Annotated in this window: 11 protein-coding genes; 2 read left to right on the plus strand and 9 right to left on the minus strand. The window is 38.2% G+C overall.

Annotated features, from left to right (window positions below; translation table 11 throughout):
- The 7 genes from BGO88_RS00060 to BGO88_RS00090 form a co-directional block, all read right to left on the minus strand.
- The coding region (locus BGO88_RS00060; RefSeq protein WP_286705526.1) for a DEAD/DEAH box helicase at window positions 1-782 on the minus strand (782 nt) is incomplete at its 3' end.
- Between the two features lie 161 nt (window positions 783-943).
- Window positions 944-4,033, minus strand: coding sequence for an efflux RND transporter permease subunit (locus BGO88_RS00065; protein ID WP_277017056.1), 3,090 nt, complete (start codon window positions 4,031-4,033; stop codon window positions 944-946).
- 7 nt (window positions 4,034-4,040) lie between these two features.
- The gene (locus BGO88_RS00070; protein ID WP_056073224.1) at window positions 4,041-5,117 is read right to left on the minus strand and encodes an efflux RND transporter periplasmic adaptor subunit; all 1,077 of its coding nucleotides are present in this window, start codon (window positions 5,115-5,117) and stop codon (window positions 4,041-4,043) included.
- Between the two features lie 27 nt (window positions 5,118-5,144).
- On the minus strand, window positions 5,145-6,431 hold the full coding sequence (locus BGO88_RS00075) for a TolC family protein (RefSeq protein WP_286705527.1): 1,287 nt from the start codon (window positions 6,429-6,431) through the stop codon (window positions 5,145-5,147).
- Between the two features lie 95 nt (window positions 6,432-6,526).
- Window positions 6,527-7,879 carry a sensor histidine kinase gene (locus tag BGO88_RS00080; RefSeq protein ID WP_056073229.1) on the minus strand — a complete coding sequence of 451 codons (1,353 nt, stop codon included), beginning with the start codon at window positions 7,877-7,879 and terminating at the stop codon, window positions 6,527-6,529.
- A 3-nt stretch (window positions 7,880-7,882) separates the two neighbouring features.
- Complete coding sequence (locus tag BGO88_RS00085; protein ID WP_286705528.1) at window positions 7,883-8,557, minus strand: response regulator transcription factor; 675 nt, start codon at window positions 8,555-8,557, stop codon at window positions 7,883-7,885.
- Window positions 8,558-9,598: a formimidoylglutamase gene (locus BGO88_RS00090; protein ID WP_286705529.1), complete on the minus strand. Its 1,041-nt coding sequence runs from the start codon at window positions 9,596-9,598 to the stop codon at window positions 8,558-8,560.
- A 108-nt stretch (window positions 9,599-9,706) separates the two neighbouring features.
- Here BGO88_RS00090 and BGO88_RS00095 point away from each other — a divergent pair, with 108 nt between their 5' ends.
- Window positions 9,707-10,588, plus strand: coding sequence for a DUF8428 domain-containing protein (locus BGO88_RS00095; RefSeq protein ID WP_056073237.1), 882 nt, complete (start codon window positions 9,707-9,709; stop codon window positions 10,586-10,588).
- A gap of 99 nt (window positions 10,589-10,687) precedes the next feature.
- Here BGO88_RS00095 and blaCHM read toward each other — a convergent pair whose 3' ends face one another.
- Both blaCHM and hutI read right to left on the minus strand, forming a co-directional pair.
- A complete protein-coding gene (gene blaCHM / locus BGO88_RS00100) occupies window positions 10,688-11,440 on the minus strand; it encodes a CHM family subclass B1 metallo-beta-lactamase (protein WP_286705565.1) in 753 nt (250 codons plus the stop codon).
- A gap of 26 nt (window positions 11,441-11,466) precedes the next feature.
- Entirely contained in the window at window positions 11,467-12,702 is a 1,236-nt protein-coding gene (gene hutI, locus BGO88_RS00105; RefSeq protein WP_286705530.1) for an imidazolonepropionase, read from the minus strand.
- Between the two features lie 138 nt (window positions 12,703-12,840).
- On the opposite strand from hutI, the gene corA reads away from it, so the two are divergent.
- The gene (gene corA / locus BGO88_RS00110; RefSeq protein WP_056073249.1) at window positions 12,841-13,923 is read left to right on the plus strand and encodes a magnesium/cobalt transporter CorA; all 1,083 of its coding nucleotides are present in this window, start codon (window positions 12,841-12,843) and stop codon (window positions 13,921-13,923) included.
- Window positions 13,924-13,941: the final 18 nt, after the last annotated feature.

Genomic DNA, 13,941 nt, shown 5'->3' on the forward strand with positions numbered 1-13,941 from the left:
ACGTTGTCAGCACCGTGTTTGGTTCTGGCAAAAACAAGCACATCAGAAATTTTTTCATTTCGGATTAAATGGTATAATAATTTTCGCTTGTCACTTTTATGAACAAAATAAATACGCTGCTCTACAGTTTCAGCCGTTGTTGACGGAGGAGAAACGGAAACATATTCCGGTTGGTTCAGGAAAGTTTCAGCCAATTCGCGGATAGCCATTGGCATAGTAGCCGAAAATAAAAGCGTCTGCCTGTTTTTTGGCGTAAGCTTTACTATCTTTTTCACATCATGGATAAACCCCATGTCAAGCATCTGGTCGGCTTCGTCCAGAACCAGGGTATGAAGGTGGTCAAGATTGATAAAACCTTGTTTGTGAAGGTCTAGCAATCTTCCCGGTGTAACGATTAGGATGTCAACGCCCTTTTTTAGGAGTTCTACTTGTGGCACTTGCGAAACACCACCAAAAATAGTTAGCTGTACCAGATTGGTATATTTTGCATAGGCATCAAAACTTTGTCCTATTTGTACGGCCAATTCGCGGGTAGGCGTAACAACAAGCGCCCTGATTTGTTTTGTTTTCTTAGCAGAACCTACAATACGGTGCAAATGATGAACAATAGGAATAGCAAAAGCACCGGTTTTTCCGGTACCGGTTTGTGCACAGCCTACCAAATCATTTCCGGCCAGTATAATCGGGATGGATTTTTCCTGGATAGGAGTGGCTTCAATGTAGCCAAGTTCGTGAACGGCTGTTTGTATACTTTTAGAAAGAGATAAATCTTCAAATAACATAAAATCAAATTTAATAGTTGCATTAATTGCAAATATGCGGCAAAGATAGTCTTTAATTATTAAACGGATTCCTTTTGTTTTTTACCGCCAAAAAAGAACAAAGCCCCAATAATTGGAGCTTTGAACCCTATTAACCAAAAATAAAACAAACCAACATGCAACTACTCATGTTTTTTTCTATAGGCGATATAAAATACCTGCGGCAGGACAGTCAATGAAAAAATCATACAGAAAAGCAGGCCGCCTACAATCATAATGGCTAAAGGTTTTTGGATTTCAGAACCCATCCCTGATGAAAGCGCCGCAGGTAATAGACCCATGGAACCCATCAGCGCAATCATCACAATGGGACGAATTCTGCTGTAAACACCTTCGGAAATGGCTTGCTTTAAAGGCATTTTAGCCCGAAGATTATCTTTCATGACGGCAATCAAAATGATTCCGTTAATAGTGTTAACTCCAAAAAGGATAATAAAACCAATACCTGCTGAAATCCCGAAGATGGTTCCTGTCATCCATAACGAAAGGAAACCTCCCGCAAAGGCATACGGAATCGTACTGGTTGCAATTAATGTGTCTTTCATGTTTCCAAAATTGAAATACAGCAGGAACAGTATAAATAATAATACCACCGGAACAATAATTGCTAATTGTTTGGAAGCACGTTCCTTACTTTCGAATTCACCGGCCCATTTCATGGTGTTTTCTTTCGGAAGCTTGACTTCGGCAGCTACTTTTTTCTGGGCTTCTGCGATAGTACTGCCCAAATCACGTCCTTCAATACTGAAACCAATGGCAATGTAACGGCTGTTACCTTCTCTATAAATAAAGGTTGGCCCGGTTTGATAGCTGACCGTTGCAATTTCACGCAGCGGCACTTTTTTACCGTCCATGGCAGGAATCAGGATATTTTCTATTTTTTCTTTAGAGTCTCTGTATTCTTTTTCAAAACGGATTCTAACATCAAACATACGTTCGTTTTCATAGAATGTAGTCGCCGCCTGACCGCCAATTGTCATCGCAATTACTGCCTGTGCATCAGAAGTTTTTACGCCATAGCGCGCCATTTTTGAATCATGCAACTGGATTCGCAATTCCGGCAGCCCAATATTTTTATACACATTCACATCTTCAATACCTTTTACAGGAGCAATTGATTTGGCTACCTTATTGGCATATTCTTCCAGTTTGAACAAATCATCACCAAATATTTTGATAACCAGCGGACTTTTTACTCCGGCTACATATTCTTCAACATTATCCTGGATTGGCTGACTGAACCCGAAATTGATGCCCGGATATTCTTCAAGCTTTTCTTTGATTTCAGCAATCAGGTCTTCTTTTGAAATTTTCCTTTTCCATTCGTTCTGGTGTTTCAGTTCCATGTGAAATTCAATGTTGAAAAAGCCGGTTGGGTCGGTTCCGTCATTTGGCCTTCCGGTTTGGGAAAGGATGAATTTTACCTCGTCAAATTTCTGGAGCTTCGTTTTCATTTCTTTGGTTAGACGTACGGATTCATCAAGATTGATGCTGTTCGGTAACGTAGCACGAATATAGATGGCTCCTTCATTAAGTTTAGGAATAAACTCTGAACCATAGAACATAAATCGTCCAAAGCAAATGGCGAGCAGGATTATAAAACCATATACGGTAGCCCTGCGATGCTTTTCACTCCACTGGAACATTTTATAAAGATTCTCTCTAAAGAATCGGGAAATCTTGTTTTCCTTTTCAACAATGTTTTTAGTTAGCAGCACCTTGCACATCGCTGGAACATAAGTAAGGCTCAATATCAATGAACCTACTAAAGCATAGCCCAAAGTAAAAGCCAACGGCGAGAACATTTTTCCTTCTACTTTCTGGAAAGAGAAAATAGGCAACAGGGCAACGATTAATATGATTAGGGCAAAGAAAATATAGGTTGCCACGCTTCCCACACTTTTTTTGATAAGTCCCATTTTTGACATATTGTTGAAACGCTGCATTCCCACCTTATGCGCTTTCTTTTCGAGCGAGACAAAAACCTGTTCCACAATGACGAGCGTTCCTTCCAGCAGCAATCCAAAATCAAGAGCACCCATAGAAATCAGGTTGGCCGGAAGTCCCTGTATGCGCAACATGATGATGGCAAACAAAAACGAAAGCGGAATTACAGAAGCAACAATAACGGTTGTACGCCAGTTGTACATGAAGATGAAAACAATCAGCGACACGAGCAATACACCTTCAATCAGGTTTTTTGTAACCGTATGGACGGTGGTGTTGACCAATTCCGTTCTGTCTATAAAAGGTTCAATGGTTACACCTTTTGGTAAGATTCTTTCATTCAGTTCGTCAATTCGGGTTCTTAGGTTGGCAATGACTTCACTAGGATTTTCTCCGCGAAGCATGACAACGATTCCCTCTACCAAATCGTCATTATTATCTAATCCTACTTGTCCTAATCGGGGTTTAGAACCAATTTTTACTTCTGCGACGTGTTTTACCAGAATAGGAGTAGAACCTTTTACTTCAATCAGTATGTTTCCGATATCGTCAATATTGTCCAGTAAGCCCACACCACGCACTACATAAGCCTGGTCACCACGCTGTATGACATCACCACCCACATTGATATTGCTTTTGGAAACCGCTTCATAAACGTCAAGAGGCGAGAGGTCATAGTTGACAAGTTCTGTCGGATTGATTTTTATTTCGTAGATTTTTTCTTCTCCACCAAAACTTACTACGTTAGCAACACCGGGAACCGAAACCAATTCCCGTTCAATTACCCAGTCCTGTATGGCAGTAAGTTCTTTTATAGGCAGGTTGCCCTTTACGACATAACGGAAAATTTCACCGGTGGCACCATAAGGCGGGTCAATTTCGGCATCGGCTCCTTCGGGAAGGCTAACACTTGCCATTCTGTTGGAGGCATATTGTTGTGCATAAAAATCGTCTACGTCTTCATTGAAAAGAACCGTAACAACAGACAATCCGAAAAGCGAAATAGAACGAACCTCCGCTTTTTTCGGGATGGTATTCATCTGCTTTGAAATGGGCAGGGTGATGAATTTTTCTACTTCTTCGGCACTTCGTCCCGGCCATTGCGTGATGATTCGCGCTCTTGTGTTGGTTACATCCGGAAATGCCTCAATAGGAGTGTGCATATAACTTATGATTCCTCCGGCAAACAACAACACGGTTGCAAAGAATACGATAAGCGAATTTTTGAGCGAGAACGCTACTATACTTTGTACTAGCTTTTGCATTGTAATGTTATTTTAGGCTTTCATAAATCAGCAGCTGATTTTTAGAAATAATTTTTTCATTTTCCTGGATTCCCTTGTCGAAATAAACGACCTCCCTGTTTTTAGTTACAGGGTCTACCTGTCTGATTTCAAGATTGCAATCGTCTTTGTAGACAACCAGAAAATTTTGATTGTCGTCAAAAATCACAGCTTTTACCGGTACCGCAAGTAAGGATTCAGCAGAAGCATTGGATTTGTTCAGGATAATATCGGCAGACATGCCCGGTTTCAGCTTCAAGTCGGTATTTTTCATCACGATTCGTGCTTTTAAGACATGTTCTTCCGCATCGAATACTTGTGATAAAGCCGAAATTTTTCCGCTAAAAACTTCATCCGGATAAGCCAGTGTTTTGATTTTCACCTCCATATTTTCTTTGATATTCTGCATGTCCGTTGCATAAATATTAACCATAACCCAAACCTCATTCAGGTCGGATATGGTAAACAGGGGTTCGCTGCCTGAAGAAATCTGCATTCCTGAGCTCATGTTTTTGGCAACTATAAAACCATTGGACGGAGCCTTGATTTGGAACACAGATTTTTCAGGACTAGCACTATACAATGCCAGGTTACTTTTTATATTTTCAAGTGAAGCTTTCAGCACTTTGACTTCGCTTTCTGCCTGAATAAGGTCTTTTTGGGATGCAATCCCGTCTTCAAACATTGATTTCACGGAGGCAAGCTGTCGCTGTGCTACAGCCAATTGTGATTCAACCGATTTATTTTCAGATTGTAATCCGTTAAGCTCCGTACTTTTGATTTCGGCCAATACCTGTCCTTTTTTGACATAATCACCCAAAGAGAAATAAGTGTTGGTTACCACGCCATTAATGAGGCTTGTAAACTGTATCACATTATCAGAATTGTAAGTAACATTTCCGGTCAGCGTAAAAGTTTCTGAAACGGGTTCTCTTTTTATTTCTTCAATGGTGACTTTCTTTTTAAGGTCGTCGTTGAGACAGAATTTTTCGTTTTTTTCAGTAACAGTTTCTTTTTCGTTACAACTGAAAAGTAACGCTAATGGCATTAAATAGATATATTTCATGATATGTGTTTTCTGAATTAGAGAAGATTAAAGCTCTTTGCCTATTACAAACTGCAGTTCCTCATAATGTTCATTCAGTTCTTTTTTAGAATCCAGAATGATGGTTTTGTTTTCGAGATAAGCATTGACAAAGTCCAGATATTCCAGCATGCTGGTGTTTCTCAAGGTGAAGTTTTTCTGATGGCTTTCCAAAAGCAGGTCTAAGTCTTTTTCATAAGAGGCCTCGATATTTTCGTATAATCTTTTGGATACGACCAAATCTTCATAAGCCTGAATGACTTCATTCTGTGCCTGATTGTTTTTTTCTTCTTTCATATACTGGCTTTTTTGGATTTCTATTTTGGCAGATTTGATGTTTCCCTGGTTTCTGCTGAAAAAGGGAAGGTCTATGGCAAATCCCACACCCACAAAGTCATTCATGATGTTTCCACCTCTGTCATAACTGGCTAATAAAGTGACATCAGGCGTGCGTTGTGACAATTCATATTTATATTTCCGGTTATTGTATTTCTCTTCAAGAACCGATGCCTTTACATCCGGACGGTTTTCCAAAGCAGCAGATGCCAGTTCAGCAAGATTGATATTGGCTACTTTATCCAAATCCGGTACGAATTTGTCTATGCTTATTTTAAGATAGCTATGCGGAGGAAGGTTCATCAGCGTTTTGAGTTCTTTTTGGAGCTGGTTGTTTTCTTTTTGCAAATCGCTTAATTGTTTTACAAATTCGAGTTCGGAGGCTTTCAGACGGATGAATTCGCTTTTGCTGATATTCCCTTGTTTCGCCTGATTGGAATAGGCAGTAAGAAGTTTTTGGATAGAAGTCAGTTGCTTTTTATACAGGTTCTGTTTTTCCTGAGTATACTGTAACTGCGTCAGGTTGTTTCGGAATTCGACTTTTAGAATACGCAGGAAGTCCTGAAAATATTCCTGTGCTATTTCTACGCCTACTTTTTCCATTTCAATCTGCTTCTTTCTTTTTCGTGCGGTATAGATGAGTTGTTCCAAACCAACAGTTACTTCAGAAGTTTTTCCCCAATTTCCAAAAATGGGAGGAAGCTGTTCTGATTTTGCATTTGACCACAAGTTGATTTCACCCACTTCCAAACGCGGATTTGGCCACAATCTGGCCTGGATTACCTGAGCTTCTGCTTGGTCGATATTCAGCTTTTCAGACAGCAGTCTCAGGTTGTTTTTTAGAAAAATAGTTTCGGCTTCAGCCCTGGAAACCGATACGGTATCTCTTGCTGTTGTATTCTGTGCTTTGCCGGATAGGCAAAAGCTTGTAAAAATGGCGGTAAAAAAAATGCGTTTCAATTTGAGTCTATTTTATGACTGCAAATCTATATCGCAAAGATTATAGCCCTATTTGAGCCGCATTAGAATTAGATTAATCCAACATTAGAAAACGATTAGAGTTTTGGAAACAGTAGTGTAATACGGGTTCCGGAGTTTTCTTCTGAATGAATTGCAAACTGTATGTTGTTTTGTTTAAAAATAATAGTTGCCAGTGAAAGCCCAATACCGCTTCCTTTAATATTGCCTACATTTTTGCCACGATAAAAGGTCTGCTGTATGTAGTTCAGGTCTTCTTTTAGAATACCTTTCCCATAATCCTCTATTATAATTTGAAGTTGATTGTTCACCTCTGAAAGTGAAATTTTTATAGGATTTCCTTCTGAATATTTTACGGCATTTTCTATCAGATTGTACAATGCCAGCCTGATTTGCACTTCATTACCTTTAACAGATAGCAATTCCTCATTTTTTACGTCTAAATCAATACCGATTTCCTGCTTTTCGTGTGTTTCAAAAATCTGGTCGTTGATGTCCCAAACGGTTTCATCAATACGGAAAGTTTCATTTTCCTGATGGATAGTTTTCAGTCCGGAAAGCATCATAAGATTGTTTAGTATTTCTTCGATATGGTAGACATTTTCCAAAGCCTCCGAAGTTACTTTTTGGTATTCTTCCGGCGTTCTGTCCTTTTGGGCAAAAACTTCCAGATTTCCGGAAATTGAAGCTAAAGGCGTTTTAAACTCGTGTGAAACGTAGTTGATAAAATTCTTTTGTATGGCAAAAGTATCCGAAAGACGGCTCAAAAGATTGTTGAATGTTGCAATCAGTTCCTGTACTTCGTCATTTGTATTAGAAGATAAAATAGGATCGTCTAAGGAGCTTAATTCCATCGAATTAACCTGGTTGATAACATTTGTAATTGGGCGATACGCAATATTGGAAAGTAACCGGCTCAGGAGGAAAATCAAAAATAGTCCACCAAATAAAACGACAATCATAATAACGAGCAATCGGTTGGTTTGCGACTTGAATACTTCGCTTTTTGTTTTTACAAATACCACAAAATCTCCCTGGTTGTCATTATAAAAGATTCCGTAATAAAAGTGGTTGTTGGACTTAAAGCTAAGTTTTTTGTTTTTGCGGATAAAGTTAAGATTCGTAGGATTTATGTTCCTGTCGGCTTCCTTTTCACCATAAACAATAACATTATTGAGGTCGTAAACCCGAACGATATCATTTTGGATATTCTCCTCAAATTGTTCTTTAATAGCGGAGTGTTCGTAGTGCGGGAGTTCGTCTTTTTCAAGATAATAGATGGCAGAGAGCAGGCAGGTTTTCTGCAATTCTTTAAAGACAACCTTTTCAGAACTGTTGTAGAATGCAAAATAAATCAAAACCGACGCGATAATGAAAACAAATCCAAAAGTAAGGGATGAGATTAACGTTAAGCGGTTTCGGATTTTCATAAACTATTCTTTGAGCATGTAGCCGGTTCCTTTGATGGTATGGATGAATTTATGCTGGTTTTCGTCAATTTTGTTTCTAAGATAAGAAATATATACGTCTACCACATTCGTATTATTGTCATAATGGATGCCCCAAACGGCATTTAGGATTTGTGTTCTGGAAACGACCTTGTTCTTGTTCTCCAATAAAAACAAAAGCAGTTTGTATTCTCTCGGCGACAAATCAATTGCCTGGTCATTTTGAAAAACGGAATGCTCGTCAAGATTGACCGTCAGGTTATGGCAAAAATAAACCTGTTCTTTTTCTTTATAATTGAATTTGGTTCTCCTTGTCAACGCATTTATCCTCGAAATCAATTCTTTAAAATGGAAAGGCTTAACCAGATAATCATCAGCACCGCTATCTAAGGCAGCTACTTTATTGTCTGCATCATCCAGCGCACTCAATACCAGAATAGGGGTATGGTTTTTTTTGAATCGGATAAGTTTCGTAAGCTGTATCCCATCTATGCCGGGCAGCATAATATCCATCAGGATGATATCCCATTCGTTTTCCGACACCATTTCACGTGCAATTTCTCCGGTAACGGCAAGGGTAACGGAAAAACCGTTTTCTTCCAGTCCCTTGATTACAAAATCGCTGATTCGTTTGTCGTCTTCAATGAGAAGTATATTCATCTATTTTTCTATTTCGCCCTTGGCTTTCATAAAATCGGTTACAAGATAACCTATTAATTTTCCAACCAGATGGCTGTTTTTGGAATCTCCCAAATCAGGAGCTCCTTCGCAAATATGGAGATAGCACGCATTTGGGTCCTGGCTGAAAAAATGGATAAACTGACGCACTTCTTCTACGGAAAAGCCGCTCAATGTCATCGCGCTGCTTGGTATTCCGGGAATGGAATCCAAATCAATTTCGATACCGTAAAAATCATTTCGGATAAACGAATAGGCTCTTTCCATTTCCAATCTGAAATCTTTTTCTTTGCGGATGTTGATTTCATCATAGGTATTGATTCGAACCCTGTCTTCTAGTTTTTTTATTTCATGCAGTACACTTTTTGAGGTATAGCTTTCGTGTAGCCCAAAAACAAAATATTTTTTAAGAAAGCCTTCTTCATACGCATACGAAAAACCGTTGCCGCTGTGTCTTCCTTCCAATATTCTGAAATCGGAATGGGCGTCAAAATTAACTGCATTGATGGCTTTTCCTTTGGCAAGAGCAGTTCCTTTGATATTTCCATAGGCATTGTTATGTCCGCCACCTATAATAACCGGAATTTTTCCGGCTTTAACGATATTGAAAATAATATGCGAAACTTCCTTGTCAATCTTTTCTACTACTTTGGAAAGCTGTTTGCGTTCTTCAATAATATTAAAATCCAGATTTTCTACTTCTTTCATTTCTTCGGCCACATCCAAATGGCCCAGGACTAAAATCTGGTTGCCTTTGCTAAAGCGGTTGTGCTGGATGTTGGCAATGCTTTTTATAGTACTTTCCCAGGCAGAAGCAGCTCCCGGTCGTCCGTAATTGGCCCGTACGCCAATGTCTTCCGGAATTCCGAACAACACAAATTTCGCATCGGAATTTTTTAGGTATTCTGAAGCATCCGCCCCTTTTGGGATGGTCTGCATTTTTTCGCCAAATTTGACCTCACCGCTTCGAAAATTAGTTAGTCTTGCTAAATCGTGCACAGTGAAGGGAATAAGCTTTTCCATAAAAAATATTTAGGTTCAAAAATAATATAATTATATAAACTTACGTTAAGTGTCTTATAAATCCCCCAAAAAATTATTTAATTTGTTTAAACCATTACCACTACTATTATGGAAAATCAAAAAAGCAATTCGAGCTTAAAAGCGATTATCGTCGTTTTGGCAATTCTGCTCGCGGGGAGTTTAGTCTACATGTACAAAATGAGCAGCGATGCAAAATCTACAGAAACTCTTTTAGTCAAGGACAAAGAGACTGCAATGAATGACCTCGCCGCTCTGAAAACCAAATTAGATGCTGCTATCGCAGAAAACACATCCATATCGGATGAGCTGATTGCAGAAAGAGAAAAAGTTGTCAAACTGATGGCTGACCTCGAAAAATCAAAAGGAGACGTGGCTTCTCTGAAAAAATACCAAAGCCAATACAATGCTCTTAATGCCAAATTTAATGCATTAGCGAAAGAAAACGGATTACTGAAAAATCAGAATTCGCTTTTAGCTTCCAAAAATGACAGTATTTCTATGGCCTTAGGAGAAGCTAAAAGATTTAACGACACATTGGTCATTCAAAATGAAAATCTGGCCAAAACCGTTGAAAAAGCTTCGAAGCTAACAGTAATGAATTTAAGAACTGAAGCCATCAAAGAAAGAAGTTCAGGAAAACAGGTTGTAACCGAAAGAGCAAGAAGAGCGGATAAGCTTAAAGTTTGTTTTGCCATTGCGCAAAATGAGGTTGCCAAATCAGGAAACAAGCTGTACTACGTTCAAATCATCGACAGCAAAAACAACGTGTTAGGTGAGAAAAAAACAGAAGCTTTTGGCGATATGTCATTGACTTACAGTTTCACAACTACAGTGGCCTATGAAAATAAAGCAGTAGATGTCTGCGAATTTTTGGACGGCAATGGCGTAGATTTTGAAAAAGGCACCTACTTTGTAAATATTTTTGACAAAGGAACACTGGTTTCAAAAACAAGCTTTACGCTGAAATAAGACAAACAAAACACCAAAACTTAAACTGCATAGAAAAGGAGCCAATTGGCTCCTTTTTTTAATCATGGTTTCCGTTCTATTCTGCTAATAGCTAAAATTTTATTGAGTTTTGAATAACTTAATGGTATAATCAAGTAATTCATGGTTTCCATATTTTCCGTGTCCCGGAACTATAATTTTTATGTCAGGATATTCCCTTTTCACTTTTTCAACCGTATTTGACCAGGCGGAAATATTGGCGTCTCCTAAATATCCCTTACTTGCCTTTAGTTCTTTTAATAAACATCCTCCAAATAATATATTCTCACTTGGGAAATAACCAACAACATTGTCTTTTGTATGGCCTTCTCCGAAAAATTTTGTAATGGTTTCTTTATCTCCCACTTTTAATATTACGGAATCATTAAAGCTATTTTTAGGAATAGTAAAATTATTTTCTTTGGCTAATTCAACGGTTTTAATATAGGCATAAGAAGGAATATTGTAATTATGAAATGCTTCTAATCCTCCAAGACAGTCGTCATGAAAGTGAGTTGGAATAATGGCATTAATTTTTGAATGAAGAATGTCATTTATCCATTTTATTAATTCTTCCGAAATAGTGTTATTGACTGGCGTATCAAAAACAATAGTTTCATTATTGTCTCTTACTATGAGTCCATTACAGGGAACATTGCCAAAATCATTGGTTTGTTTAAATGAAGTATGGATAAAAGAATTTTCTGATATTTGAGTAATGGTCAGATTATCAGATTTATAAATTTCTTTTGCTTTAAAATTGTCTTTTTTCTGGGAATTACAACTTAAGAAGGTAAAAGAAAATAGAATAGAAAGAAGAATATTTTTAATCATTGTTTCAGTTCTCAAAATTTTTTATTTCAAACCAATTTCCCTTCAATAATCACCTGCTCAATCAAATTGGTACCAAAAGCATATGGCAATTGATAAAAAGAAGTGATTGGTTTGGTAATAATCAGGTTGGCACGTTTTCCTTTGGTAATAGAACCGTGGGTTTCTGAAAGTCCCATGGCATAGGCTCCGTTAATAGTAGCGGCATTAATCGCTTCTTCCGGTGTCATTTTCATTTTAATACAGGCTGTTGCCACTACAAAGTTCATATTGCCAGATGGCGTTGTTCCCGGATTAAAATCGGTTGCCAAAGCTAATGGCAGTCCGGCTTCCATCATTTTTCGGGCTGGCGTATATGGAATACTGATAAAATAGGAGCAGGAAGGCAATGCAACCGGCATCGTATCGGAATTTTTTAATATTTCAATATCTTCATCGGTTACGATTTCCAAATGGTCAACAGAAAGAGCATTGTGTTTTACACAGGCTTCAATCCCTTTGATGGCTGTAAATTGGTTGACGTGGATTTTGGCAGGCAAACCATACTTCTTTCCGGCTTCCATGATTCTTTCTGTTTCTTCAACAGAAAAATAACCCGTTTCAAGAAAAGCATCGATATAATCGGCCAGATTTTCTGCGGCTATTTTTGGAAGCATTTCATTCACGATAACATCAATATAACCGGAATGATTTTCTTTAAATTCCTTAGGAAAGGCATGGGCGCCCAAAAAAGTAGCCTTTATGGCTACCGGATAATTTTCTTTTAATTTTTTGATAACGCGGAGTATTTTCAGTTCGCCCTCGACTGTTAGTCCGTAGCCTGATTTTATCTCTACAGCTCCGGAACCCTGTTTCATGACTTCTTCCAGGCGTTCTTTGGATTGTTGGTAGATTTCTTCTTCTGAAGTTTCATTTAATTTTTTTGCCGAATTTAAAATACCACCACCGCGATTGGCAATTTCTTCATACGACAAACCGTTGATACGGTCAACAAATTCCTGTACGCGATTTCCGGCATATACAATATGTGTATGGCTGTCGCACCAGGCCGGAAGTACTGTTTTTCCGGTTGCATCAATAATTTGAGCTTCAGGAATCTTAGGAAGGTCTTCCATTTTTCCAAAATCGCTAATCAGATTGTTTTCAATAAGAAGAAAGGCATTTTGGATGGCAGGTAGCGTTGCCATATCCGTTCCGGAAACCTTGTCAATAGGTGTAGGCCTTACCTGGAGTAATTCTTTTATGTTAATCAGAAGTGTTTTCATCTTTTGTAATGTTTGCAAATTGGCCCGATAGAGTAGGGTTTGGCAGCTTTTCAGGCTCCCTGACATCAGGCTGAAATATTTTTGTAAATGTAAAATGGAATTTTAAAAACTCCTATCTTTATAACAAATTAAAATGTCTTGAGAAGAATACGTTATAAGGAAGTCCGAAAAGTACAGCCCAATTATTTTGAATATACAGGCATCCATAATACAGATACGGTTGAAATGCAGCTGTTTGTATATGATGATTTGGGATATGAAGAATATAAAAAAGTTTCACTTGACCGCGTACGGAAAGAAATTGAAGACCCGTTGCAGGCCGAGGATGTCAAATGGCTTAATGTGCATGGTCTTCATGATGTAAAACTAATCCAGGACATAGGCGAACTTTTAAATATCCAGAATTTTATCATTGGCGATATACTGAATGTTTCGAGAAGAACAAAAATGGACGAGCTTGACGACGTTCTTTTTTTCAGTATCAAATCTATTTTGCAGGAAGAAGAATCGGCCGTTGTTAGGGTTGAACAGATTAGTTTTTTGCTGAAGGACAACCTGCTGGTTTCTTTTCAGGAAAAAAAGAGCGACTTTTTTACGCACATTCGCGAACGAATCAAGACGCATAGCGGTATTGTCCGTAAGAAGAAAAGTGATTATCTGCTGTATCTTTTGCTGGATGCTGTCATGGAAAACTTTTTTATAACGATAGAAAGTTATGAAAACGGCATTGAAGCGTTGCTTGTGGAAGCCAAAAACAGTTATAAGTCTGTTTTTTTAGAAAACATAGAAAAGGAGCGTGAGAATCTGAATTTCCTGAAACGTTCTATCATCCCGTTGCGTGATGCCCTTTTTAATTTGAAAACCCACCAAAATGATGATGGTTTCGGAAGCATTGAAAAATCCAATTATGCTTTTTTTGAACGCCTTTATCAAAAAAGTCTTGAACTTTTGGAACAGATTGATTATGATTTGAAATCACTGGATAGTGCATCAAACGTATTCTTTTCCTCTCAAAGCCAGCGCATGAACCAGATCATGAAAACACTCACCATATTTTCTGTAATCTTTATGCCACTTACATTTATTGTGGGTGTTTATGGAATGAATTTCGAAAATATGCCCGAACTGAAAATGGAGAATGGCTATTTCGTAGTCCTTGGCGTAATGTTCTTGACAGTACTTGGTATGGTCTATTATTTCAGAAAAAAACACTGGTTCTAACCATCAACTCTCAATCTC

Origin of the sequence: Flavobacterium sp. 38-13 (assembly GCF_001899155.1) — a bacterium.
Classification (GTDB): Bacteria; Bacteroidota; Bacteroidia; order Flavobacteriales; family Flavobacteriaceae; genus Flavobacterium; species Flavobacterium lindanitolerans.